The 26,457-nt window shown below is 34.8% G+C and carries 24 protein-coding genes; 15 read left to right on the forward strand and 9 right to left on the reverse strand.

What is annotated here, in order from left to right; translation table 11 throughout:
* Positions 1-29: 29 nt before the first annotated feature.
* Positions 30-1,631: a malate synthase A gene (gene aceB, locus C8C85_RS09115; RefSeq protein ID WP_116796797.1), complete on the reverse strand. Its 1,602-nt coding sequence runs from the start codon at positions 1,629-1,631 to the stop codon at positions 30-32.
* Positions 1,632-1,751: 120 nt separating this feature from the next.
* On the opposite strand from aceB, the gene C8C85_RS09120 reads away from it, so the two are divergent.
* Complete coding sequence (locus C8C85_RS09120) at positions 1,752-3,233, forward strand: helix-turn-helix domain-containing protein (protein ID WP_116796798.1); 1,482 nt, start codon at positions 1,752-1,754, stop codon at positions 3,231-3,233.
* A 138-nt stretch (positions 3,234-3,371) separates the two neighbouring features.
* Here the strand turns inward: C8C85_RS09120 and C8C85_RS09125 are convergent, their stop codons facing one another.
* Positions 3,372-4,733: a hydroxymethylglutaryl-CoA synthase family protein gene (locus C8C85_RS09125; protein WP_116796799.1), complete on the reverse strand. Its 1,362-nt coding sequence runs from the start codon at positions 4,731-4,733 to the stop codon at positions 3,372-3,374.
* A gap of 383 nt (positions 4,734-5,116) precedes the next feature.
* Between C8C85_RS09125 and C8C85_RS09130 the strand changes: the two genes are divergently transcribed.
* The 4 genes from C8C85_RS09130 to C8C85_RS09145 all read left to right on the forward strand — a co-directional run bounded on the left by C8C85_RS09130 (position 5,117) and on the right by C8C85_RS09145 (position 9,547).
* A complete protein-coding gene (locus tag C8C85_RS09130) occupies positions 5,117-5,782 on the forward strand; it encodes a succinate dehydrogenase cytochrome b subunit (RefSeq protein ID WP_116796800.1) in 666 nt (221 codons plus the stop codon).
* A gap of 101 nt (positions 5,783-5,883) precedes the next feature.
* A complete protein-coding gene (locus tag C8C85_RS09135) occupies positions 5,884-7,893 on the forward strand; it encodes a fumarate reductase/succinate dehydrogenase flavoprotein subunit (protein WP_116796801.1) in 2,010 nt (669 codons plus the stop codon).
* Positions 7,894-7,900: 7 nt separating this feature from the next.
* Positions 7,901-8,662: a succinate dehydrogenase/fumarate reductase iron-sulfur subunit gene (locus tag C8C85_RS09140; RefSeq protein ID WP_116796802.1), complete on the forward strand. Its 762-nt coding sequence runs from the start codon at positions 7,901-7,903 to the stop codon at positions 8,660-8,662.
* Between the two features lie 120 nt (positions 8,663-8,782).
* Positions 8,783-9,547: an amidohydrolase gene (locus C8C85_RS09145; RefSeq protein WP_116796803.1), complete on the forward strand. Its 765-nt coding sequence runs from the start codon at positions 8,783-8,785 to the stop codon at positions 9,545-9,547.
* Here the strand turns inward: C8C85_RS09145 and C8C85_RS09150 are convergent.
* Positions 9,539-11,221 carry an Ig-like domain-containing protein gene (locus tag C8C85_RS09150; protein WP_116796804.1) on the reverse strand — a complete coding sequence of 561 codons (1,683 nt, stop codon included), beginning with the start codon at positions 11,219-11,221 and terminating at the stop codon, positions 9,539-9,541. The genes C8C85_RS09145 and C8C85_RS09150 overlap by 9 nt on opposite strands.
* Before the next feature lie 460 nt (positions 11,222-11,681).
* Here C8C85_RS09150 and C8C85_RS09155 point away from each other — a divergent pair, with 460 nt between their 5' ends.
* Genes C8C85_RS09155 through C8C85_RS09165 form a run of 3 tightly spaced genes read left to right on the forward strand, consistent with a single transcriptional unit; the run spans position 11,682 to position 13,634 of the window.
* The gene (locus tag C8C85_RS09155) at positions 11,682-12,134 is read left to right on the forward strand and encodes a 6-pyruvoyl trahydropterin synthase family protein (protein WP_116796805.1); all 453 of its coding nucleotides are present in this window, start codon (positions 11,682-11,684) and stop codon (positions 12,132-12,134) included.
* Positions 12,135-12,148: 14 nt separating this feature from the next.
* Entirely contained in the window at positions 12,149-12,904 is a 756-nt protein-coding gene (locus C8C85_RS09160) for a UDP-2,3-diacylglucosamine diphosphatase (RefSeq protein ID WP_116796806.1), read from the forward strand.
* A 49-nt stretch (positions 12,905-12,953) separates the two neighbouring features.
* On the forward strand, positions 12,954-13,634 hold the full coding sequence (locus tag C8C85_RS09165; protein ID WP_116796807.1) for a GNAT family N-acetyltransferase: 681 nt from the start codon (positions 12,954-12,956) through the stop codon (positions 13,632-13,634).
* An 8-nt stretch (positions 13,635-13,642) separates the two neighbouring features.
* Here the strand turns inward: C8C85_RS09165 and C8C85_RS09170 are convergent, their stop codons facing one another.
* The 6 genes from C8C85_RS09170 to C8C85_RS09195 form a co-directional block, all read right to left on the reverse strand.
* Positions 13,643-14,857, reverse strand: coding sequence for a cytochrome c3 family protein (locus tag C8C85_RS09170; protein ID WP_116796808.1), 1,215 nt, complete (start codon positions 14,855-14,857; stop codon positions 13,643-13,645).
* 45 nt (positions 14,858-14,902) lie between these two features.
* A complete protein-coding gene (locus C8C85_RS09175) occupies positions 14,903-16,171 on the reverse strand; it encodes an MFS transporter (RefSeq protein WP_116796809.1) in 1,269 nt (422 codons plus the stop codon).
* A 12-nt stretch (positions 16,172-16,183) separates the two neighbouring features.
* Positions 16,184-17,872: a single-stranded-DNA-specific exonuclease RecJ gene (gene recJ, locus C8C85_RS09180; RefSeq protein ID WP_116796810.1), complete on the reverse strand. Its 1,689-nt coding sequence runs from the start codon at positions 17,870-17,872 to the stop codon at positions 16,184-16,186.
* Between the two features lie 37 nt (positions 17,873-17,909).
* Complete coding sequence (locus tag C8C85_RS09185) at positions 17,910-18,254, reverse strand: HopJ type III effector protein (RefSeq protein ID WP_116796811.1); 345 nt, start codon at positions 18,252-18,254, stop codon at positions 17,910-17,912.
* A 4-nt stretch (positions 18,255-18,258) separates the two neighbouring features.
* Positions 18,259-18,975 carry a 16S rRNA (cytidine(1402)-2'-O)-methyltransferase gene (gene rsmI, locus C8C85_RS09190; RefSeq protein ID WP_116796812.1) on the reverse strand — a complete coding sequence of 239 codons (717 nt, stop codon included), beginning with the start codon at positions 18,973-18,975 and terminating at the stop codon, positions 18,259-18,261.
* A gap of 63 nt (positions 18,976-19,038) precedes the next feature.
* Positions 19,039-20,067 (reverse strand): hypothetical protein, encoded by a 1,029-nt coding sequence (locus C8C85_RS09195; RefSeq protein ID WP_116796813.1) that lies wholly within the window; start codon positions 20,065-20,067, stop codon positions 19,039-19,041.
* A 394-nt stretch (positions 20,068-20,461) separates the two neighbouring features.
* Between C8C85_RS09195 and C8C85_RS09200 the strand changes: the two genes are divergently transcribed.
* The 7 genes from C8C85_RS09200 (at position 20,462) to C8C85_RS09230 (ending at position 26,394) form a co-directional block, all read left to right on the forward strand.
* On the forward strand, positions 20,462-21,052 hold the full coding sequence (locus C8C85_RS09200; protein ID WP_116796814.1) for a thymidine kinase: 591 nt from the start codon (positions 20,462-20,464) through the stop codon (positions 21,050-21,052).
* 103 nt (positions 21,053-21,155) lie between these two features.
* On the forward strand, positions 21,156-21,398 hold the full coding sequence (locus C8C85_RS09205) for a hypothetical protein (protein ID WP_116796815.1): 243 nt from the start codon (positions 21,156-21,158) through the stop codon (positions 21,396-21,398).
* Positions 21,389-21,706 (forward strand): type II toxin-antitoxin system RelE/ParE family toxin, encoded by a 318-nt coding sequence (locus C8C85_RS09210; RefSeq protein ID WP_116796816.1) that lies wholly within the window; start codon positions 21,389-21,391, stop codon positions 21,704-21,706. Before C8C85_RS09205 ends, C8C85_RS09210 begins: the two co-directional genes overlap by 10 nt.
* A gap of 31 nt (positions 21,707-21,737) precedes the next feature.
* Complete coding sequence (locus C8C85_RS09215) at positions 21,738-24,212, forward strand: bifunctional UDP-N-acetylmuramoyl-tripeptide:D-alanyl-D-alanine ligase/alanine racemase (protein ID WP_116796817.1); 2,475 nt, start codon at positions 21,738-21,740, stop codon at positions 24,210-24,212.
* Positions 24,213-24,277: 65 nt separating this feature from the next.
* On the forward strand, positions 24,278-24,706 hold the full coding sequence (mscL, locus tag C8C85_RS09220; protein WP_116796818.1) for a large-conductance mechanosensitive channel protein MscL: 429 nt from the start codon (positions 24,278-24,280) through the stop codon (positions 24,704-24,706).
* Positions 24,707-24,978: 272 nt separating this feature from the next.
* Positions 24,979-25,968: an aspartate-semialdehyde dehydrogenase gene (locus C8C85_RS09225; RefSeq protein WP_116796819.1), complete on the forward strand. Its 990-nt coding sequence runs from the start codon at positions 24,979-24,981 to the stop codon at positions 25,966-25,968.
* A gap of 81 nt (positions 25,969-26,049) precedes the next feature.
* Positions 26,050-26,394 carry a hypothetical protein gene (locus tag C8C85_RS09230; protein WP_116796820.1) on the forward strand — a complete coding sequence of 115 codons (345 nt, stop codon included), beginning with the start codon at positions 26,050-26,052 and terminating at the stop codon, positions 26,392-26,394.
* The last annotated feature ends 63 nt before the right edge of the window (positions 26,395-26,457 follow it).

The raw sequence follows: 26,457 nt of genomic DNA on the forward strand, positions 1-26,457 counted from the left end.
CATTGACATTGCAATTGACATTGCAATTTTTACAGGTGTTTGTATCCGATTAAGGTTAGAAATTCTATAAAATTTTCATTGACTACTAAAGTATCGAGCAGTTGTTCTGCCAAATGATAGTTTTGTTTCTCGTGGTTTTCATCACCGACAATCTTTTTGATTTTCTCAAATTCTTCCATTGCCAAGCGGTGGTAATAGTCTTCGGTAAGTGTTTTGTTGTTGTCCAAAATCACTTCGTTTTGAAGCCATTGCCACAATTGTGATCTTGAGATTTCGGCAGTAGCGGCGTCTTCCATTAAATGGTGTAAAGCGGCAGCACCTTGTCCGTTGAGCCATGAGGCGATATATAGAACCGAAATGCTGATGTTTTTTCGGACACCTTCTTCGGTAATGGTTCCTTTTGGGACGGCGAGTAAATCTTCTTCGACTACATTTACATCGTCTCTTTTTATATGAATTTGATTTTGTGTAGGCATGTATTTATCAAAAACAGATTGAGCCAAGGGAACCAAATCAGGATGGGCTACCCAAGTTCCGTCATGTCCGTTTTGAACTTCTCTTCGTTTGTCTGTTACTACTTTATCAAAAGCAATGTTATTGGCTTCTTCATCATTTTTGATTGGAATTTGCGCAGCCATTCCACCAATTGCATGTATATTTCGCTTGTGACATCTTTGAATAACCAATTGTGAATAAGCGCTCATAAAAGGCGAAGTCATGGTTACCTGATCACGGTTTGGAACAATAAAGGTTTTGTTTTTTCTTAATTTTTTGATGAATGAAAAAATGTAATCCCATCGTCCACAATTCAATCCTACGATATGATCTCTTAATTCGAAGATGATTTCATCCAGCTGAAAACTTGCGGTTATTGTCTCTATCAAAACGGTTGCTTTGAAAGTCCCGTTTTGTTCTCCCAGATATTCTTGTGCAAATTCGAAAACTTCATTCCACCATCTTGCTTCGAGATAATGTTCCAATTTTGGTAAATAGAAATAAGGTGCAGTTCCGTTTTTGGATAATTGTTCGTGATTATGGAAAGCATATAAGCCAAAATCAACTAGAGAACCCGAAGTTTCTTGGCCGTCGATTAGAATGTTTTTTTCATTCAAATGCAATCCTCGGGGTCTTACAATTAAAACTGCTGTTTTTTCTTTTAGTGCGTATTTTTTATTTTTTATCTGATCTTCAAGAGTTATGGTTTTGTTTACGGCATCAATCAGGTTTTGTTGCCCTTCCATTAGATTGCTCCAAGTAGGGGAAGTGCTGTCTTCAAAATCGGCCATGAATGTTTTGGCTCCAGAATTGAGTGCGTTGATGACCATTTTACGATCCACAGGACCTGTTATTTCGACTCTTCTGTCTAGTAAATCTCTTGGAGTAGTTGCGGCTACCCAATTGCTTTCTCTAATCATTCTTGTTTCCGGTTGGAAACAAGGCAAAGCTCCTGCATCAAATAAGACCTGTTGTTTTTTGCGGTCTTCTAATAACGAAAGTCTTTTGTTATTAAATTTTTGATGTAATTCAGTTAAGAATTCAATGGCGCTATCCGTCAATATTTCAGGATACTGCTGTGTGATTCCATTTGTTATTTGGAATTTTTTTTCGATGGTTTCTGTCTGGTTTTTCATAACTAGTTCATTTTGATACTGCAATACTACAAAAAGTTTTTTACAAAACAAGCGAACGTTCGCTAAAAATGAAAAATATTTTTTTTGAGGTTTTTCTTTTTTTAGTTTATCTTTGATTTTATGAACGTAGAAAAGGAATATATCAAGTTGATTTTTGGGCTTAAACTCAAGCAGGCTCGAACAAATAAAGATTTGTCATTATTTGGCTTGGCCAAAATAACGGAGCTGTCAAAATCGTATTTGAATGAGATTGAAAAAGGAAAAAAATATCCCAAAACGGAAAAAATTATTCTTTTGGCGGAGAAATTGGACGTAACCTACGACCATATGGTGTCATTAAAACTCGATAATAATCTTGCGCCGATTGGGGAAATATTAAAATCGGGAATTTTGAAGGAGATTCCGTTGGATCTTTTCGGGATTCAGGAAGCTGATCTAATTGATATTATTGCCAATGCTCCTGCCAAAGTCAATGCCTTTATCAGTACCATTATTGAAATAGCGCAGCATTATAACTTAACAAGAGAAAGTTTTTTCTTGGCCTCATTGCGTTCTTATCAAGAAGCACACAATAATTACTTCGAGGATCTTGAGGAAAAAGTACTGTCGTTCTGCAAAGCATTTCACATTAATATTGATGCCAATATTTCTATAGAGGAGTTGTCGGCTATATTGATTGAGGAATATGGCTATACCATAGAAGAAATTGTTTTCTCAGAGCAGGATGAGTTGGGGGATTTGCGTTCCATTTTTGTTCCAAAAAGTAAGACATTGTTGCTTTCAAAGGGAATTGATTCTTCTCAGAGAGCTTTTATTTTGGCTAAGGAAATAGCGTATAATTATCTTGAAATTACCGAAAGATTATACACCTTCAGTTGGATAAAATTTGACAACTTTGACCAGGTTCTCAATAATTTTTACGCCTCTTATTTTGCTGGAGCATTGTTGTTGCCAAGACAACATTTGATAGATGAATTGAATGTATTTTTATCCAACAGCAATCCAAAACCTCAAGAAATGGTTCAATTGATGAGTAAATTCAATGTTTCTCCTGAATCATTCTATCAGCGTTTGACCAATATTTTGCCAAAGGATTTTCAGATAAAGAACTTATTTTTTCTTCGTTTGTCCCATGAAATTGGCTCAGATACTTATCAAATAAAAAAGGAATTACATATTACCAATCAGCAAGAGCCTCATGCCAACGAAATGAATGAGCATTATTGCAGAAGATGGGTTTCTATAAAAACAATTGTGGAGTCTTTGAAACAAAAGAAAGAACATTTTTTTGACGCGCAGATTTCACGCTATGAAAACAGTAATAATGAGTATCTTGTTTTTTCATCGGCGACTCCGGATCCTTTTAAGAAAAACTGTTTGCGAAGTATTTCGGTTGGAATTTTGATAACGCCTTCCATTAAGAAAAAGTTTAAATTCATTGAGGGTGATTCGGTGCAAAGACAATTAGTTGGGGTGACTTGTGAAACTTGCTCGGTACAAAATTGTTTAGAGAGAGCTTCGCCTCCAATTCATTTGGAACAAAAAGTTAGAAATGAAAAGACCGATGCAACGGTTCAAGAATATATAGCTAAGTTTAGTTAAATGATAAAAAATTGCTGATTTTTGATTAACGATTTTTGATTTCGGATATGTTAGATCAGGAAAACATAAAGGTCTTTATTTGCTATTACAAAATCTAAAGTCAAAATTCGTTAATCTACAATCTAAAATCACTCAACATTAATCAACCCATTTGTAATAACGGGCCCCGATTAAATTGGGTATTTCGGTTTCTATTCGATCCAAAATCCATTCGTTTTTAGGTTCTTGGATGCTTTGTTTTTGTTCCTTTTTGTGTAATTTTTCATAAGTTTCAAAATCAATTTCAAAACTGTTTTCAAGCGTTTCAAAAAGAACAACATTGCTTATGGCTGATTTCCATTCGGGTTGAATGGTGCCTTCAAAAACCTTAGATTTGGAACCACTTCCGTAAGCTAGAAAACCGAATTTTTCAGACGTAATTTCTTTTTTGTTGTCATAGAAATGTGCCAGAGTAGAAAGCAATCCCATAAAAATGGAACCAGTATATAAATTTCCGATTAGAGAAGAAGCCAATTCTGCAGGCTGTAATTTTTCAGAAACAAATGTTTTGTAATCTTCAGATTTGCTGATTTCTTTTAATTTATTCTGATATTCGGATGCAGTTTCTTCTCCAGAAAGAATTGGAGTAGAAGCGTCTAAAGCGTAAATTTCAGACAACATTCTTCGACCTTGAAATGCATAAGGCAAATGCATTACAATGCTTGTCCAATTATTATATACAGTTTCAGTTGTGTTTTTTGTTTTTTTGAAGGAAAAATAAGCTTCTCTTGTTCGATCCATATAACATTGGTTCGAATATTGACCATCAAAAACGGGTTGGTCTTTGTGGATTTCAATTTCGCTTTCTAAATTATCAAACCAAGATTCGTTATTTGTATTTCCTGTGATTTCCTTTTTCGAAACCGTTCTGTAAGGTTTGAAGAAATCAAAAACTCCTTTTGTACTTACTCCCCAATGATTTTCAAAAGTTATAATTCTTGGATTTGAAGTAATCAGCATGGCAACTGCACCAGCTCCTTGAGTATATTCTCCAGTTGAATTCAAGTCGTATTTAGCAAAATCGGTAGTGACAACAATTGCTTTTTTGTCTGGATTGAGTTGAACAAAATCAAGGCAGTTTTGTAGTGCATCCACACCGCCAATACAGGCAAAAGTGAAATCCACAACATCACATTCGGATAAAGAGTTCTCTCCAAATTTTTGTTCCATTAAAGAAATCAAGAACGAACTTATAGGTTTTGAGTTATCAATAGCACTCTCGGTTCCAACATATATCCGGGCAATATCGTCTAATTTGATGTTATTGATTTGGATTAGTTTTGTCAAAGAATTGGCACCAAAAACTACTGTATCTTGATAAGTATCTGGTAAAGTCATTTTTAACAAACCCAGTCCTTTTTCTAGTTTTTCGGGTTCTATGTTTCTAGCGATTGCTAATGTTTTTATAGGTAAGTGTAATTTGGCAACATCAAAAGCTATTGCATCAATTCCGATTTTCATTGTTGATTATTTTTTTGCAAAATTAAAACTCCACATTTGAATAACAATTACATTGGTATGATAAAAAGCAATGTTTTTATTGTTTTTATTTATTTGAAGCATAAAGACATGTTTTTTGAATTTATTGATAATTTTTCTTGGCTTCAGAAAGTTTTTATTGAGTAATCGATATAAGAGTCGTTTGTGTTTTATTAAGCTTTGTTTAAGTAACATTCGGATTTGTAAAGTGTTAAGTTTTTATTTTTTTATACATGAAAAATTGAAGGTTAAACACTTTAAAATGATTATAAATAGAGCAGCAAAATTGTGTAAAATGTTGTAATTCTTTATTAAAAAGCCTAAATTTGTTCGACTTTTTAAAAAAATAAAACATTTATATTATTATGGCAAAATCTGCAATATTGAAGTCGTCTATAGCTAAAAAAGTGGCTATGGCGCTTTCAGGACTTTTCTTGATTATGTTTCTATCGCTGCATTTCTTTATTAATTTCGTATCGGTTTTTAGTGCCGATTCATTTAATGCGATGTCACATTTTATGGGTTACAATCCGTTAATCCAATTTGTAATGCAACCTGTTCTGGTTGTAGGTGTGGTTTTTCACTTCGTTATGGGGTTTGTATTGGAGTTGAAAAATAGAAATGCTAGGCCTGTTGCCTATGTAAAATACGATGGTGCTGCAAATGCATCTTGGGCATCCAGAAATATGATTATTTCAGGTTTGGTCGTATTGGCATTCTTAGGATTGCATTTTTATGATTTCTGGGTTCATGAAATGATTTACAAATATGTGGAATCAAATGTAATTGATGAAACTAGATATTATCCTGAATTGGTGGCTAAATTTGAAAGTCCAGTTCGTACAGGATTGTATTGTGTAGCATTTGTATTATTGGCTTTACACCTTTGGCATGGTTTCACATCCTCTTTGCAATCAGTGGGATTCGACAATAAAATAGGAAAGTCATTGCATAAAATTTGTTATGCATTTGCAATTATAGTTCCTTTTGGATTTATTTTCATTGCGCTATTTCATCATTTTAATAATTAATATCAATCTATAATGAAATGAGCACAAACGATTTGGTTTGTTAAAATCAGATTATTTATGCGAATTACATAAGACCGATTAAAAAAAATAAAGATCAACTTATGAAACTAGATTCTAAAATACCAGAAGGTCACATTTCACAAAAATGGACTGATTATAAAGACCACTTAAAGTTAGTTGCACCAAACAACCGACCAAAAATAGATATTATTGTTGTAGGAACTGGATTAGCTGGTGCTTCGGCGGCTGCGTCTTTTGCCGAAATGGGTTATAATGTAAAAGCATTTTGTTACCAAGATTCTCCACGTCGTGCGCACTCAATCGCTGCACAAGGAGGAATCAATGCTGCAAAAAATTATCAAAATGATGGGGACAGTACTTTCCGTTTGTTTTATGATACAATAAAAGGTGGAGATTACAGAGCACGAGAAGCAAACGTTCACCGTTTAGCTGAAGTTTCTGGAAACATCATTGACCAATGTGTGGCTCAGGGTGTTCCTTTTGCCCGTGATTATGGAGGAATGTTGGACAACCGTTCTTTTGGTGGTACACAGGTACAACGTACTTTTTACGCTGCTGGACAAACAGGACAACAATTATTATTAGGAGCTTATTCTTCTTTATCAAGACAAATCGGTTTAGGGAAAGTTGAGATGTACAACCGTCACGAAATGTTGGAATTGGTAAAGGTTGATGGAAAAGCTCGTGGAATCATTGCCCGTAACTTGATTACCGGAGAATTAGAAAGACATTCTGCTCACGCCGTAATTATTGCAACAGGAGGATATGGAAACGTTTATTTCCTATCTACCAATGCAATGGGATCAAATGTAACTGCTGGCTGGAAAATTCACAAACAAGGCGCTTTGTTCGCAAATCCTTGTTACGTACAAATTCACCCAACTTGTATTCCAGTTCACGGAACCAATCAATCTAAATTGACGTTGATGTCTGAGTCATTAAGAAACTCTGGACGTATTTGGGTTCCAAAGAAAAAAGAAGATGCTGAAGCTATTCGTGCAGGTAAATTAAAACCAGTCCAAATTGCTGAAGAAGATAGAGATTACTACTTAGAAAGAAAATATCCAGCATTTGGAAATTTAGTTCCTCGTGATGTTGCTTCAAGAGCAGGAAAAGAAGTTTGTGACGAAGGTCGCGGAATTGAGGCTAATGATACTAACGAAGGAGTTTATTTGGATTTCGCTACAGAGATTCAATCTAAAGGAAAACAAACGGCTTACGCAAAAGGAAATCACAATCCTTCTCAAGAAGAAATACTTACATTAGGAAAAAAATGGTTGGAGGAAAAATATGGTAACTTGTTTACAATGTACCAAAAAATCACGGATGAGAATCCATATGAAACTCCAATGAAAATCTATCCTGCTGTTCACTACACAATGGGTGGAGTTTGGGTTGATTATAACTTACAATCTACTATTCCAGGTTGTTTCGTTGCAGGAGAGGCTAACTTCTCTGACCATGGCGCGAACCGTTTGGGAGCTTCAGCTTTGATGCAAGGTTTAGCTGATGGATATTTTGTATTGCCTTACACTGTTTCTAATTATTTGGCAGATGATATTCGTACTGGAAAAATCTCTACAGATTTGCCAGAATTCGTAGCTGCTGAAAATAGTGTGAAAGAGCAAATCAACAAATTCTTGTCTAATAATGGAACTAAAACGGTGGATCATTTCCACAAACGTTTAGGTTTGATTATGTGGAATAAAGTTGGAATGGGGCGTAATGAGAAAGGTTTAACAGAGGCTATATCAGAAATCGCAGCTTTAAAAGAAGAGTTCTTCAAAGATGTTTATGTTCCAGGCAGTGCAGATGAATTGAATCCTGAATTAGAAAAAGCACTTCGTGTTGCCGATTTCATCGAATTAGGACAATTGATGGCTATGGATGCTTTGCAACGTAAAGAATCTTGTGGAGGCCACTTCCGTGAAGAATATCAGGATTCTGAAGGGGAAACGCTTCGTGATGACGAAAACTTCTCGTTTGTAGGAGCTTGGGAAAACAAAGGATACGATGTTACAAAATCGGAACTTCACAAAGAAGAATTGAAATACGAGTTTATCAAAATCGCAGCTAGAAATTACAAATAATAGAATTATGAGCGCAGCAAAAAATATCAATATAACTCTTCAGATTTGGCGTCAAAAAAACTCCAAAGAAAAGGGGAAAATGGAATCATACAAACTAAATGATGTTTCTACAGCCAGTTCGTTTTTGGAAATGTTAGACCAATTGAACGAACAATTAGTAAACGAAAGAAAAGAACCAATTGCATTTGACCACGACTGTCGTGAAGGAATTTGCGGAATGTGTTCTTTATATATCAATGGACGTGCACACGGACCAGATACTGGAATTACAACTTGTCAATTGCATATGAGAATGTTTAATGACGGGGATACAATTGTAGTTGAGCCATGGAGAAGTGTCGCTTTCCCAGTGATTAAAGATTTAATTGTGGACAGAACAGCTTTTGATAGAATTCAGCAAGCAGGAGGATTTGTTTCGGTGAATACTTCTGGAAATACTATCGATGCTAATACAATTCCAGTTCCTAAAGATGACGCTGATAAAGCTTTTGAAGCAGCGGCATGTATTGGTTGTGGTGCTTGTGTGGCTACTTGTAAGAACGGTTCTGCAATGTTATTTGTTGGAGCAAAAGTTTCGCAATATGCATTGTTACCGCAAGGAAAAGTGGAAGCTACAAACCGTGTGTTGAACATGGTGCGTCAAATGGACGAAGAAGGTTTTGGTAATTGTACCAATACTGGAGCTTGCGAAATCGAATGTCCAAAAGGAATTTCACTTGAAAACATTGCTCGTATGAACAGAGAATATCTTTCTGCAAGTTTGAAATAAGATTTTAAAATAGTTTATATCAAAAACGTCCCGATTATCGGGACGTTTTTTTGTTTAATAAAACCTTTGTGAATCTCTTTTTATCTTTGTGTATCTTTGTAAAACAGCAAATTATTCAAAATGAAACTTGCACTTATCCAATCATCCTTATTCTGGGAAAACCCGGAAAAAAACAGAAAAAAACTCGGAGAAAAAATCAATGCCATTTCTGAAAGTGTTGATTTAATCATTCTCCCTGAAATGTTTACTTCTGGATTTACCATGAAGCCCAATGATGTTGCCGAAACTATGCATGGCGAAACAATTACTTGGTTAAAACATTTGGCTAAAGTTAAAAACGTAGCAATTACAGGAAGTTTAGTTATTGTCGAAAAAGAAAATTTCTACAACCGATTGGTTTTTGTTTTTCCTTCGGGCGAAATTCAATTTTATGACAAAAGGCATTTGTTTAGTCTGGCTGGAGAAGACGAAGTTTATACAGAAGGCAACAAAAAATTAATTATTGAATATAAAGGGTGGAAAATTTGCCCGCTGATTTGTTATGATTTACGTTTCCCTGTTTTTTCCAGAAATGTGGAAGAATATGATGTGTTGATTTATGTTGCTAATTGGCCAAAGATAAGGATAAACGCTTGGGATGCTTTGCTAAAAGCACGTGCCATAGAAAACATGAGTTATACCATTGGGGTCAATAGAATTGGGGAAGACGATAACAATTTTCAATATAATGGACATTCCCAAGTTGTCAATTTCTTGGGAGATTACATTATGGAACCCATAGAGACAAAAGGGGTTTTTATTATCGAATTAAATAAAGCCGAACTGCTCTTAGCCAGAAAAAAGTTTAATTTTTTAAGTGATCAAGATTCTTTTGTGTTAAAATGAGCTACTTTTTTTGCCTTTTTCTTTGTCCTTTGGGATTTTCTTCTTGGGTTCTGGAACATATGGAAGGCTTAAGTCAAAAGTCTCTTCCCAATCAAAATTAGCATGAAGATTTATTTCTTTGGAAGAATAGATTACTTCTTCAGCTTGTCGTTTTTCAAGATAGTTTCCGGTATCCCATTCCTTGTTTTTATTGTCATCATAAATCGCTCTAACCGTGTATACGCTTGGTTCTAGTAAATTAAATTCAATTTCCGTTTTGCCATCCGTATATTCGCTTGCCTTGACAATATCACCTTTTTCATTTGTTAATTCAATAATAACTGGAAAACGTTTTACATTTTTTAGTTTCATTATGATATTTCCGTAGTCTGCAAGATTTCGGGTACTCGTTTTAAATGATAGAGTGTCATTTGTTTTTTCAAAAAAATCCGTAACGGCACCAGGCATAAATTTTAAATGGTATTTCTGGGCTTCTTCTATTTTAAAATCGATAAATAATTGTTGGGTGTATTCATCGTATGCTGTAGTAAATGCAACGGCAGTCGAATCTTTGTCAACAAGTTTCATTTTTGATTTGTCAAAATTCACCAATGGAGTGCTGGATTCCAAAGTAAATCGATCTCTAAAATTCAAAACACCTGATTGAATAGCCTTAATACTCAAAGTGTCACTTTTTTGATTTTTGATCTTAAAAGTAAAGTCTTTTTGGTACTTGTTTTTTACAATATTTAGCGAAAGCGAATCCACTTTCAAAGGCTTATACCAGACTTGCAAAGAGTCTTTTTTATTTATTTTTGTAACTATTGAAGGTATAATTTCACCATTGTTTTTCAAAGTGATTTTGGCTATTTCACCATTGCTTTTCGGATTTCCTTCATAACCTACAATTAATCTATTTCCAGAAATTTGGCTTGGCTTAATGGCTTTAAAAGGCAATACTTCTTTGAATAATTCCAATTCAAAAACAGTATCATTCGGAATTGTTACAAGTTGTTTGCTAAACCCAATTCGGTCTGATTTGGGATTGAATTTGTTATTGCTATTATTGTCTTTCATAGCAACCAAATGGTATTTCCCCGCTTTCAAATTCTCCAATCGGAATGTTTTCAAACTGTCCAAAGTATTGGTAATATATCTAGGATTCTCTTTATAAATGGTAGAATCGGTAAATTTTTCATTTGCTTCATAAAGCATAATCGAAACAAAAGAAGCAACTTCTTTATCATAAGCATCTTTTACCCTTCCGCCAAGTGCCAAAGAATCGATATAATCTCCTGTAGAAAACACATATTTAAACTGATTGTATGGATTTCCCTCGTTATTATCGGCAATACTTTGTCCAAAATTTAGGCTATATGTTGTGTTTGGTTGTAGCGTATCATTTATAGTGATGGTCAATACTTTTGTGGCTGTTGTAGGAGTAATTAACGGTTCGTTTTTCATTGGAGGAGAAATAATCAATTGCTTGTTTAGGTTTTTAAGCTTGATATTTTCGTCAAAAACAAGTTTGATTTTATTGCCTTGAAATTTAACCGAATAATTTTCAGGGAAACTATATTTTAATGTTGGAGCAATGGTGTCTTTCGCACCACCAGTAATGGCGCCTCTTTTGGCACAACTAATAAAAAAAAGTAGAACTAAAAAAGGAATATATTTAAAATGTTTTTTGAACATAATGAACTAAAATTTGATTCTACAAAATAACAATTATATTTACTGTAATCGAAATATTTCACGAATTATTAGGAGCTTTTTCCTGCTGTACACTATATCTTTTTATGAGGTGAAGAAAAATCACCCCATAAAAAGGATGCCGTTTCCATCAGGGCTAGGGCTTCACGGTAAAAACATGTTTTTAATTCAATTAACCATATAAGAAATATAAGTTCATTTAAGTTTTCTTCTATGAATTTATATTTCTTATATGGTTAATAACACATTCACCTTTTTTATAATTCTATTTAGGTAAAACATAAATAATTTATTCAAGTTAAGCACAATCATAAAAATCTTTGCGATTCTCTGCGAGTTCTTCGGGAATCTTTGCGTAATAATTAGGCAAATATGTTTGCCCGACATTTACGGGCTATTTCTCATGCGAATTCCTTAAATTTGCAACCAAAATAGATCTTCAATGAGCAATATTAGAATTACCAAACAATTTAATTTTGAAACCGGTCATGCTTTATACGGATATGATGGGAAATGTAAAAATGTGCACGGTCATAGTTATAAGTTATCGGTTACCGTAATTGGGAAACCTATTACGGATCGAAACAATGTGAAGTTTGGTATGGTCATTGATTTTTCGGATCTAAAAAAAATTGTCAAAGAAGAGATTGTCGATCAATTCGATCACGCTACTGTTTTCAATGAAACAACTCCGCATATTGAGTTGGCCAATGAGCTAAAAAACCGCGGGCATCATGTGATTTTAGTGGATTATCAGCCAACTAGCGAGAATATGGTCGTCGATTTTTCCCAAAGAATCATTCGCAGATTACCTCAAGACATTGAACTTTTTTCTCTTAAATTGCAGGAAACGGAATCTTCATTCGCCGAATGGTTTGCAAGCGACAATCAATAATTTATAAGTAGTTCATGCAATTATCCAACAATAAAAAAATCTATTTCGCCTCCGATCAGCATTTTGGCGCACCAACTCCAGAGTTGAGTTTTCCAAGAGAGCAAAAGTTTGTCGCTTGGCTAAACGAGGTAAAAGACGATGCCGAAGCAATATTTCTTTTGGGTGATTTATTTGATTTTTGGTTCGAATACAAAACGGTTGTTCCAAAAGGCTTTGTTCGTATTTTAGGAAAGCTGGCCGAGATTCGCGACAGCGGAGTTCCTATTTATTTCTTTGTGGGAAACCATGATTTATGGATGGCCGATTACTTTGAAACCGAGTTGAACATTCCCGTTTATCACGATAACAAAGAATTTACTTTTGGGGATAAAACCTTTTTGATTGGTCATGGTGACGGAAAAGGTCCCGGGGATCTAGGCTATAAACGCATGAAAAAAGTATTTACCAATCCGTTTTCTAAATGGCTTTTTAGATGGCTTCATCCCGATCTTGGAGTTAAATTGGCTCAATATCTTTCTGTTAAAAATAAATTGATTTCCGGTGCCGAAGACGTTAAATTCTTGGGAGAGGAAAACGAATGGCTTATTATTTATGCCAAACGAAAATTGGAAACCAAACATTATAATTATTTTGTTTTTGGTCACCGTCATTTGCCAATGATTAAGACTGTTGGCGAAAATTCGGAATATGTAAATCTGGGTGATTGGATTACGTATTTTACTTATGGAGTTTTTGATGGTGAAACATTCGAGGTTAAAAAGTTTGAATAAATTCTACAATTAATACAACTCACTTTCGGTATTTCATAAATAAATAAAGATGGTAACTGGTAATCATAAATTAGACAATCCCGTTTGGTATTCAGTGTCAGAAACGCATAAAAGTTTTGGAATTGATTTTGGGAATATAAAATTTTATCATCCCGATTATTGTCCTTTTGGAGGTTTTATTGCTCTTGATAACATGGAGCAATCTATTTCTGAATACTCTAAATTAGCCAGTAATTTTTTTATTATTGGCCAGAAACCAAATGTGCCTGACAGCCTAAAGTTAAACAATGAATTAATCTGTTTACAAATGATTATTCATGATAAAATTGAGGGAAACATTGAAGATCAGATTGTAAAATTAGAGGAGGAACACTTAGACGATTTATTGGGATTGGTCAAAATTGTTTATCCCGAGTATTTTAAAAAGAAGACTGCTGAATTGGGCAATTATTATGGCATTTACAAAAATAATCAACTTGTTGCTGTAACTGGTGAACGAATGCAAATGGATGAATATACCGAAGTAAGTGCTGTAATTACGCATCCGGAACACACTGGGAAAGGATACGCAAAGCAATTAGTTGCTCATACTGTAAATGCTATTTTAGCAAAAAACAAAACACCATTTTTACATGTTGCAGAGTCCAATATTGGAGCAATAAAGCTATATGAAAAATTAGGTTTTCAAATCAGAACTAAAATAAGTGTTTGGAATATTGTCCAAAAATAACAGAGAAATTATTTGTTTTCCGTTTTTGGATAGATTGCAATTTTATGTGTTCTTAAAATATAATTAGACATTTCGGCATTATTCGAAAGCTGAAAACGAATGGCATTCGATGACTTTTTTGTCATATGACATTCCACACAATTATTAGCCAATAATGAGACAGGCATCGTTTTAAGAGTAGCCGCACTATGTTTAATTTCTTGATGGCAAGACAGGCAAATTTTAGAATAGGAAGCTAGATTTTGAGATGCATTTTCATGTGGATTATGACAGGTAATACAATCCATTTTCTCGCTTTTGATAAAACATTTGCTTTGTGCCAATAATCGATATTGATTTCCGTGAACATCAAATTCAGCGGTGCCGCTAGGATCGCTCATACTTCTCATATATTCCGAAAGATTATCTCCTGGTTTAAATTCGAAACGCGATTTTACTTTGATACCGTCATTTCCAGAGTGACAAAGAGCACATGCGTCTAATTTTTGCTGTCTGCTAAGAGATTGGTAGCTAACGATACTATTGGCAACTTTTACATTTGGATTTTTAAGATGAAATTCGGCGTGCTGTTTCGCTGGCCCATGACAACGCTCGCAGTCAATTCCATAAACAATTGTTTTCTTATTGATGATATCTTCGGCGTCCATGGTAAGAAAGCTGTTTTCTCTAGAGCTTTGATCGACTGTTCGACTACTGATGTTAGAGCTGTGGCAGGAATAACAATCTTTAACTACTTTTCGATCAAAATAAGGCTTGTCTGATGGAAAACCAGGGCTTGTTGCCCAACTGTGAACTGATGTGTAATAAGAAAGAGGTAGCTCGTAAGTATTATTATTGTGCCAATAAACAGAAGTTTGTGCATGCTTGGTTCCAAAAACAATTTCAAATCGATGGGCTTCCATTTCTTTGCCATTTTTGTATAGAACCTGATAAAGGCTGTCGTTGCGTTCCTCTACTACTAATTTGGTGTTTTTGTCATAAACAAAAACAGGATTCCCTTTGCTGAAATCACCCAAAACATTCTCCGGAATAGCAGGTGCTGTCGCTTTGGAATGCGAACTGTGAAAAGCTGATTCGTACTGCGTTTGATGACATTGGATACAGCTTTCGGATCCAGCATAATCGGTTCCGCGAGGATCAATATATTCGTCTGATTTGTTGTTGCAACTAGTCAAAAAAGTTACCAAGGCTGCAATCGTAAAAAGTATTTTTGTTTTTGCCATTGCAGTAAATATACTTTTTATTTGAATAAATTAGAAAGAAAATAATTATTCATGTTTTTCATGATCATCCATATCTTTTTGCAAATCCAATTTTCTAAATTCAGGAGATACCAATCCTGTGAAAACGACAATAAGAAGTGTCATACTTCCGCCAAATACAACAGCAGTAACGGTTCCCATCAGTTTTGCGGTTAGTCCACTTTCAAAAGCACCCAACTCGTTTGAAGAACCTACAAATATTGAATTTACAGAGGCTACACGACCGCGCATGTGATCAGGAGTTTTAAGCTGTAAAATGGTTTGTCGAATAACCATGGAGATTCCATCAACAACTCCACTGAAAAATAGAGCTAAAAGCGAAATCCAAAAACTTGTAGAAAGACCAAATATGATGATACATACACCAAATAGGAAGATGGCGGTCAATAATTTCATTCCGGCATTTTTATTCACAGGAACGTAGGCCGTAAAAAACATGGTTAAAATGGCACCAACAGCTGGTGCGGCTCTTAGAAACCCAAATCCTTCAGGGCCTACTTTTAAAATGTCTAAAGCAAAAATAGGTAGTAACGCTACCGCTCCTCCAAACAAAACCGCAGCCATGTCAAGGGTTAAAGCACTTAAGATAGATTTGTTGTTATAAACAAATTTGATTCCTTCTTTCAAACTGTCCATAACAGGTTCGCCAATTTTTGGATTCAAAATAGGCTTTTTTTCAATTTGAGTTAGTATTATTAAAGCAAAAAGAGAACACGCAAGAACCAAACACATAGACCAGTGAACTCCGATTAAATGAATAGCGAAACCTGCCACGGCTGGTCCCACAACAGAACCCACTTGCCAAACAGAACTACTCCAAGTAGCTGCGTTTGAATAGGCTTTTTTAGGAACAATTAATGCCAAAAGCGAGAAAACAGTTGGCCCTAAAAACGAACGGACAATTCCCCCAAAGAAGACTAGACCATAAATAGTATATAGAATAGTAGTTGTAGGCAAACCAACATTTACCTTTGGCCAAGTGATTAAAAACAATCCCAAACTAATTACTGAAAATCCTAGAATACATTTGGATAAAAGGCCCTTTTTTTCATTTTGATCGACAAAATGTCCTGCGAATAATGACACAGAGATGGCAGGAATGATTTCCATTAAACCAATAATACCAAGTGAAAGTGCACTTTTTGTAATTCTATATACTTCCCATTCGATGATGATAAACTGCATTGACCAGGCAAAAACCATGGCAAAACGAATCAACAAAAAGGTGTTGAATTCTTTGAATCTCAGGGCTGCGTATGGATCGTTTTTTTTCATTTTAATCTTGAATTATTTAATATCTTTTAATCGTAATTGAATGCTCACTTTGTCATTCCACTCATTTTCATCGATGCAATATACAGCATCAAATTCTTTTTGATTAGAGGTTAACTCTTTTTTATTTCCTAGTCCAAAACCAATAGCGGTAAAGCCTTCGGAGTTATTTTGTTTTACAAATAGTTTTAAGTGTTCATCCTCAGAGCCTAGTGTTTTGGCATAACCCGTATCTTTTATTTTTTTGGTCAAAAAAACAGGAGTCATATTTAATGGACCAAAAGGCTCAAATTGTTTCAGGATCCGAATTAATTTTGGTGAAATGTCTTCAAAATTAATTTCGGCATCAATAGATATCTCTGGAGTCAATTGATCGGGATGGATGGTTTCTTGCACTGTTTTTTCAAATGCATTTTTGAAGGTTTGATAGTTTTCTTCCTTTAAAGTCATTCCCGCAGCATACATGTGTCCTCCAAATTGTTCCAAATGTTCCGAACAGGCTTCGAGTGCATTGTACACATCAAATCCTTTTACCGATCGTGCTGAAGCTGCATATTTATCACCACTTTTTGTAAAAACCAATGTGGGACGATAATAGGTTTCAATTAGTCGTGAAGCCACAATTCCAATAACTCCTTTGTGCCAATCTTCTTGAAAAACCACCGAAGTAAAGTTTTTCTCTTCCTGGTTTTGGGCAATTTGCTGGAGCGCTTCCTTGGTGATTTGTTTGTCCAAATCTTTTCGATCTGTATTGTATTGTTCAATTTCGGAAGCAAATTGTTGTGCTTGTTCAAAATCAAATTCAGTCAATAATTCGACGGCATGATTGCCGTGTTTGATTCGGCCTGCGGCATTGATTCGAGGTGCAATTATAAATACAACATCAGTAATGTCTAGTGTTTTCTTTTTTATTTGATGTATTAATGCTTTGATTCCAGGTCTTGGTTCCGCATTAATTACCTGTAATCCGAAATAAGCAAGTACACGGTTTTCACCAGTCATGGGCACAATATCGGCTGCAATTGCTGTGGCGACCAAATCAAGATACAAAACCAAATCTTCAATGGTTTGATTTCTATTGGCACCTAAAGCTTGAATAAGTTTGAAACCTACCCCACAACCACACAATTCATCGTAAGGATAATTGCAGTCTTCACGTTTTGGATCTAAAACAGCAACGGCTTCGGGTAGAAATGTTCCTGGCCTGTGGTGATCACAAATGATGAAATCAATGTTTCGATCTTTTGCGTAAGCGACATGATCTATGGATTTTATACCGCAATCCAGAGCGATGATGAGCGAAAAACCATTGTCATCGGCAAAATCAATTCCTGCATAAGAGATTCCGTAGCCTTCGTTATAGCGGTCTGGAATATAAGTGGCAATATTAGGGTAATAGCTCTTCAAGTAAGAAGAAACAAGTGATACTGCGGTGGTTCCATCGACATCGTAATCGCCGAATATAAGTATATTTTCTTGATTTTCGATGGCTTTCTCAATGCGTTCGACAGCTTTGTCCATATCCTTCATTAGATAAGGATCGTGTAAATCGTCTAAACTTGGACGGAAAAAAAGTTTGGCTTGTTCAAAAGTTTCAATGCCTCTTTGTATCAATAAAGCAGCGACAAATTCTTCTACATTCAAAGCTTGGGCTAGATGCTTTATTTTTTCTTCAGCAGGTTTTGGCTTAAGTGTCCAACGCATTTTTTGGAGGTTTTAGTGTCTAATTTTTTAAATAAAACTATTTCAAAACTAATGCTTCTCCTTCAAATTGAATTCCGTCCCAACCAGTTTTTATGAAATTGCGAATGTTTTGGTGATTGGTTCCATTTGCATCTCCCAATACTTCTTCAAAATAATAAGCTCCAAAACAAGCTAAAGTTTCGGCAATGGATAATTTTTGCAATAGCGCAAAAGCAAATAATTTGCAAGATCCCGAGTTTTCTCCAGCTGCATTGTGTTGTTCTCCGTTTTTAAAAGCAGTCGGCGTAAAAGTGTAGTTTTCTTCTATTGTTGCAATCGTTTCTGCAAATGTTATGGCAGTTGGAGTTTGTTTTAGTTTGTCTAAAAAGGTATTGATATTCATATATTTATTCTTCTTCTTTTTGAAATTTACTTTTCTTGGCTTCTTTTACAATTGTTTTTCCTGCAACCACTACGACAATCTCACCACGAGGAGCTGTTTTTTCAAAATGTGTGAGTACTTCTCGAGCAGTTCCCCGAACATTTTCTTCGTGTAGTTTTGATAATTCTCTGCAAACACAAATGGTACGGTCTTCGCCAAAATAGGTAATAAATTCGGCTAAGGTTTTAACCAATTTATGTGGAGAAACATATAGAATCATCGTGCGGGTTTCCTCGGCAAGTTCCAGATATCGGGTTTGTCTTCCTTTTTTTTCGGGAAGAAAACCTTCAAAAACAAATTTATCATTGGGTAAACCACTGTTGACAAGAGCTGGTACAAAAGCCGTTGCTCCAGGCAAACATTCTACTGCAATTCCGTTTTCGATACAAGCGCGAGTGAGCAAAAATCCGGGATCGGAAATCGCTGGTGTTCCCGCATCAGAAATTAAGGCTATGTTTTCACCAGCTTTTAATCTGGAAATTACATTTTCGATTGTTTTGTGTTCGTTATGCATATGATGACTGTGCATGTGTGTGCCGATCTCAAAATGCTTGAGCAGTTTGCCGCTTGTTCTAGTGTCTTCGGCAAGGATTAAATCTACTTCTTTAAGAATCCTAATGGCACGAAAAGTCATGTCTTCGAGGTTGCCAATAGGAGTAGGGACTATATATAATTTTGACATTTTTCTTGCTTAAAGAGAGGATTTAATAAAATATAAAATGGGAAATGAGTAAAGTTGAAACCCTTAAAACGACAAGAATTTTTTCTCTATGATTTCCATAAAACGATGTTCGTAATCTTCTTTTCCTTCCCAATTATTGTAATCTGGTTTTACCATTTCGTCAATAAAAGCTTTGGTTTCGATAAAAGTATCAAATGTGATGAGTTGATTCACTACGCGGTTGTAATCTTCATTATTGCCGCCAAATAAATGTTTAACAAAAGCAATTCGGTCGTTCAGTCCAATGTTAATTTCTTTTGCTAATTTGTCATTCAGGGTAATTGTTTTAGGTTCTGCTTTTTCGAATGTTGTTTGTGGAGCATTTGAAATAGGTTCATTTGGAAAATCAAAATCAGGAGTTGGTTGAATAGAATCCGTTTCTTGTTTTTTATCCGAAGGAGAAACTTTTACAAAATCAGGGGCAGTGTATTTACCGCCAAGCAAGTCATCAAAAGATATTTGGACTATTTCCTTTTTCTTAGGAGATTCTGGTTTTACAGTTTCTATTGGCTCAACAATTGTAGTGGCTATTGGTTCAATTTCTGTTTCTTCTAAAAGGAATATTGGCTTTTCAATTGGCGTCTCTTCTTCTATTTTTTCGGCAATAATGTCTTCAGATACTTTTGTTTCTTCTAATAAAGGTTCAGGAATATCGGATGTAGGAACTTCATCGCTTGTAGCAATGATTTCTTCGAGTTTAACTTTGTTGTCTTCTTCCTTTATTACTTCTTCAACTTTAATAGGGCTGATAGATTTGTCCTCAATAATTTCAGCCACAGGAGCTTCCTCTATATCGGCTTTGATAATTGAAGGAGGTCTTTGAAATTCGGGAACCGATATGTTTTCGAAAAACTCTTTCATTTTTTCTACTACTTCAGCTTGGCCAATTGTTGGTTTAGCATCCGAAAAATGCTCTTCCACGAATCGTAAAACTGCTAATTTTTCGTACAATTTTTGCGTTTCCAAAAAAAGCTGATTGATGTCAGATTTATTTTTAAGTTGCAAAATTCTATGAGCAATGCTGATTAAGTCGGCTTCCAATTTTTTTTTCATGGCTTCTGAAATTATAATGAATATGGCTTTATATAAAATTGTTCTTTGTTTGTAATAGCTGGCGAGGTATAAATTTCTTTTTTACTATTTATTATCTAAATAAGACCTCTCAAATTTTCGATTTGATAAAAATTATCTACTTTTGAAACCAAGTAAATGTTTCAAAATAAATTATCTGTTTTGTCTTGTTCTTTTGCCCTTTTTCGGTGTTAAAAAAAATTCAAGAGCCCTGCTATTTAAATTTTTTTTGCCTAGAAAAAGAACAAAATAACTTCATCAAATTCGAACACTTTATTTCAAAACGTTTACTAGGTAAAAATAAGTTTACCCATGCGATTTATTACCGTTACAAAGTAATAAAAACTATTCATTTTTTAAGCTAGAAAAATACAAAATGTTTCTCGAAAACACAGTAAATCATAAAGAACAGTTTGGTTGGATTGAAGTCATTTGTGGCTCAATGTTTTCGGGAAAAACCGAAGAACTCATCCGTAGGTTGAAAAGAGCACAATTTGCCAAGCAAAAAGTAGAGATTTTCAAACCCGCAATTGATACCCGTTACCATGAGGAAATGGTTGTTTCGCACGACAGCAACGAAATTCGATCCACTCCCGTTCCCGCTGCTGCCAATATTGCGATTTTGGCACAAGGCTGTGATGTGGTTGGGATTGATGAAGCCCAGTTTTTTGATGACGAAATTGTAACGGTTTGCAATGACCTTGCCAATCAGGGGATTCGTGTGATTGTTGCTGGTTTGGATATGGATTTCAAGGGCAATCCTTTTGGGCCAATGCCCGCACTTATGGCTACAGCCGAGTACGTTACCAAAGTGCATGCCGTGTGTACCCGAACAGGAAATCTAGCCAATTACAGTTTCCGTAAAACTGATAACGATAAACTTGTAATGCTAGGTGAAACTGAGGAATATGAACCATTGAGTCGCGCTGCCTATTATCACGCGATGAGGAAAGATGAAGGGAAGTAATGGAATAAAAGCTATTATTAATGTTTTTTTAGTTTCAATAAAAAGGTGAAATAAACAAAAATGCATTTCGTTTTTTTATAACTTTGATGTAAAATTAATTGCAATGGACTTACACACTAGGAAAATAGCGTTTATTCAAGAATTTCTTTCTATACAGAACGAAGAGATTGTAGCTCGTCTAGAAAATTTTCTAAAAAAAGAAAAGAAAAACTACAGTGATAAAGAGTTTCACCCGATGACTATGGAAGAGTTTGAAAACAGAATCGACCAATCAATGGATGATTCGAAAAACGGACGGGTTATTGAAGCAAACGAGTTATTGAAAGAGATTGAAAAATGGAGTTAACATTAAATTGGACAGAATATTCCAAAAATGAATTGCAAAAAATATTTTTATATTATAAAAGCAAATCCAATTTAAAAACAGCAAAAAACAAGGTAAAAGAAATTTCAAAAGAAGTACTTATACTTCAGAAGTATCCATTTATAGGTCAAAAAGAAGAGCTGTTGGTTGATAGAAAACAAGAATTTCGTTATTTTTTATATGCCAACTATAAGATAATTTATTATGTGAATTTAGAAATAAATTTAATCGAAATTGTCGATATCTTTGATTGCCGGCAAGAACCTTTAAAAATTAAAAGAACAAAATAATGTGTTTTACAATTTTTAAATCTTCTCCAAAATGAATTTATCCCTAAAAAAAATCGCGTCAATTCTGAATACTGAAGAAATTGGAAACACCAATAATTTAGAAATTGACTCCATTTCCATTGACAGTCGTTCTTTGCAAAACAATGAAAAAACACTTTTTTTTGCATTAGTTGGAACCAATAACGACGCTCATATATACCTAAAAGATTTAATTGATAAAGGCGTTCGGAATTTTGTCGTGACCCATATTCCCGATGGTCTTAAGGCAAAAGCCAATTTTTTGGTTGTCAAAAATACATTGGAAGCTTTACAACACATTGCCGCTCATTATCGCAGTCTTTTTTCGTTTCCAATTATAGGAGTGACAGGAAGCAATGGCAAAACAATCGTAAAGGAATGGCTCAATTTTTTATTGAGTCCCGATTATAATATTATCCGAAGTCCTAAAAGTTATAATTCTCAAGTTGGTGTTCCGTTGTCGGTACTTGCTATTAATGAAAAACACAATCTAGGTATTTTTGAAGCCGGAATTTCAACTGTTTCAGAAATGGAGAAACTGGAGAAAATCATTCAACCAACAATTGGAATCTTAACCAATATAGGTTCTGCCCACGATGAAGGCTTTAAAAATCTTGAAGAAAAAGTCAAAGAAAAAATGCTGCTTTTCCAACAATCGAAGGTTTTGATTTATCAAAAAAGCAAATTGGTTGATAACTGTTTATCTTATTTGAGTGAGCATATTCCCCCTTCGGGGGCTAGGGGGCTTTTTTCTTGGTCTTTTACAGATACAACTGCGACTGTTTTTGTTTCCAAGAAAGAACATACTCACGATCATACACTCATTGAATATACTTATAAAGGAAATATTTCAACCTTGAAAATTCCTTTTGTGGATGATGCTTCGGTCGAAAATGTGATTACTTGTTTATCAGTTTTACTGCATTTGGAATACGATGCCAAAACCATTCAAAGCCGAATCGAATTATTGTATCCCATTGAAATGCGTTTGAAAGTAAAAAAAGGAAACAATAATTGCAGTCTTATCGATGACAGTTATAGTTCTGATTTTCAATCTTTAAAAATAGCGTTGGATTTCCTAGAAAGTCAAAAGCAACATCAGAAGAAAACTGTCGTGCTTTCGGATATTTTTCAAAGCGGATTGTCTAATGAAATATTATATTCTAAAGTGGCCGAGTTAATCGTTTCCAATAACATCAGCCGTGTAATTGGAATTGGCGAAACGATTTCAACATTGAAAACAAAACTTCCAAATGCCATTTTTTTTAAAGATACTAATGAGTTTTTATTGCATTTGGAGCAATTGAATTTTGAAAATGAAACCATTCTAATTAAAGGAGCGCGATCTTTTCAGTTTGAAGAAATCGTGGCAGCATTTGCAGAGAAAACACACGAAACAGTTCTTGAGATTAATTTGAATGCAATAAGTTATAATTTTAATTTCTTTAAATCAAAGCTAAAACCCGCTACTAAAATGATGGCAATGGTAAAAGCTTTTGGTTACGGAAGCGGAGGATTTGAAATTGCAAAATTACTGGAACATCACAAAGTAGATTATTTGGGAGTGGCTTTCGCCGATGAAGGGATTTCATTAAAAACTGCAGGCATCAAATTGCCAATTATGGTTTTGAACCCAGAAAATACTAGCTTCCCAGCTATAATTCAGCATCAATTGGAACCTGAGATTTATAGCTTGAAAGGATTGAATGCTTTCTTGAAAATTGCAGAGCAAAAGAAATTAAAAGATTTTCCGATTCATATAAAGTTGGACACCGGAATGCATCGTTTGGGTTTTGAGGCGAATACAATTGATGATTTAATAGCTACTCTGAAAGGAAACTCAACAGTCAAAGTGCAGAGTGTCTTATCACATTTGGCTACAAGTGATGATTTGCAACACAAAGATTTTGTACAGTATCAAATTAATTTATTCGAGAAATTATCGTCGAAATTGATGAACGAATTGGCTATTACTCCTATTCGCCATATTTTGAACACATCTGGGATTAGTAATTTTCCAGAAGCACAATATGATATGGTTCGATTGGGGATTGGTCTTTATGGCGTTTCCAATGATTCAGAAGAACAAAAATATCTTGAAAATGTAGGGACTTTAAAATCCATTATTTCCCAAATCAGAACAATTCAAACAGGAGAAAGTGTTGGCTACGGCAGACGATTTATGGCAAACAGAGAATCGAAAATCGCGACAATTCCTATTGGTTATGCTGATGGTATTGCCAGAAGTTGGGGAAATGGGGTTGGTTTTGTAACTATAAAAAATAAAAAAGCATCCATTCTTGGAAGCGTTTGCATGGATATGTTAATGGTTGATGTGACCGAGATTGAATGTAAAGAAGGAGATGCAGTAGTGATTTTTGGCGAAAGCCCAACTGTAACTTATATGGCTGAACAATTGAAAACGATTCCGTATGAAATCCTTACGAGTATTTCACAAAGAGTGAAACGTGTTTTTTATAGAGAATAATAGTAATTTATTTCCCAAAAATAATTATATTCGTTACATTATAAACTAACCAAAATCAATACATTATGGGATTTATTAGTGATTTTAAAGCTTTCTTGATGAAAGGCGAAATAGTGAATTTGGCAACAGCGGTAATCGTTGGTGGGGCTTTTGGAAAAATTGTCACCTCTTTTACAAATGACGTTTTGATGCCGCCAATTGGACTACTATTAGGAAAGGTAGATTTTAAAAACCTGAAAGTTGTTCTCCAGGACGGTGTTCCTGCCGTTATGGAAAATGGTGCGGAAAAAGCTCCGGCAATTGCAGAAGTTGCCATAAATTATGGTGCTTTTATTCAGACTGTTTTTGATTTTGTAATCATTGGTTTTTGCATTTTTATGGTACTGAAAGCTTATGAAAAAACCAAAAAACAAGAAGCTCAGGTTGAAGCTCCACCTGCAGGACCAACACAGGAAGAATTGCTTACCCAAATTAGAGATTTGTTAAAAAAATAGATTCTAAGCGACTGAGTTGCAAAGATTCTAAGTTTAATAAAATAGAGTTATTTCAAATCTCAGAAACTTAGAGCCTCAGAAACTTAGAAACTATAAAAAAAAACCGCTCTACACTATATATTCTAACTAAACCACTCTGTAAAAGGGTGGTTTTTCTATTTTGTTTAATTTATAACAATTTGTTAATTTTTGTGAAGACGCTTGTTATGTTTTGAATATTACATACTTTTGTACTTCAAAAATAAATATACACATATAATAATATAGTTACGATGAGAATAGCAGTTGTAGGAGCTACCGGAATGGTTGGCGAGATAATGTTGAAAGTATTGGCAGAAAGAAATTTTCCTGTAACCGAATTAATTCCAGTTGCTTCTGAGAAATCAGTTGGAAAAGAAATTGAATTTCAAGGAAAAAAATACAAGGTCGTTGGTATGCAAACAGCCGTTGATATGAAAGCGGATATTGCGTTATTTTCTGCTGGTGGAGGAACATCATTAGAATGGGCTCCTAAATTTGCCGAAGCAGGAACTACAGTTATTGATAATTCATCAGCTTGGAGAATGGATCCAACCAAAAAATTGGTGGTACCGGAAATCAATGCAAATCAATTGACAAAAGAAGATAAAATCATTGCAAACCCAAACTGTTCTACTATTCAAATGGTACTGGCTTTGGCTCCATTGCATAAAAAATACAACATCAAACGTGTGATTGTTTCTACTTACCAATCCATTACAGGAACTGGTGTGAAAGCAGTTCAACAATTTGAAAATGAAGTGGCGGGAATAAAAGGCGATATGGTTTACAAATACGAAATCAATCGTAACTGTATTCCTCAATGTGATGTTTTTGAAGATAATGGATACACAAAAGAAGAGATGAAATTGGTTAAAGAAACCAAAAAAATCTTAAGTGATGATTCAATCAAAGTAACGGCTACTGCTGTTCGTGTACCAGTTGTTGGTGGACATAGTGAAGCGGTAAATGTTGAATTCAGCAATGATTTTGATGTAAACGAAGTAAGAACTATTTTGAGCCAAACGGATGGTGTGACGGTTCAAGACAACTTGGATACTTTTACTTATCCAATGCCAAAATATGCTGAAGGTAAAAATGATGTATTCGTTGGACGTATTCGTCGTGACGAAAGCCAAGCAAACACGTTGAATATGTGGATTGTTGCCGATAACTTGAGAAAAGGAGCAGCAACCAATACCATTCAAATTGCAGAATACTTAATTGCTGCAAAATTGGTTTAATCCATTTTATAGATATTTAATTCATAGGAAAACTACAATTTTAATCGGTTGTAGTTTTTTTGTTTTCTTACCTTTGCGTTGATGAAAAGGAAACAGCTCATATTAAATTTTTCTTTGGTTGTTGCGGTATTGTTCTCCATACTGTTTCAATCGGTTGACAGTATCGGCCATTTAAAAGAAAAATTTTCTGAGAAAACCTGTAATCATACCTATAATTCCAGTTCAGAGTTTACCCACCAGCACCACAGTTTTGACCATTGTTATGTTTGTCAATTTGGGTTCAGCAGTTTTGTAACGCCAATAAATTATTCCTACGCATTCTTTGCTGGGAACTGGAAAATACCTTATTTCTTTGCAACTGCACAAAACGTTTTTTCGTTTTCGGGTAGTTTGTATTCCCATCGTGGTCCCCCAAATTGTATCTAAGCGACCCAGTTTATCGCTCACTTCACAACATTCCACAGATAAATTTATCTAGGAGCGAAAGAA

Origin of the sequence: Flavobacterium sp. 103 (assembly GCF_003096795.1) — a bacterium.
Lineage (GTDB): Bacteria > Bacteroidota > Bacteroidia > Flavobacteriales > Flavobacteriaceae > Flavobacterium.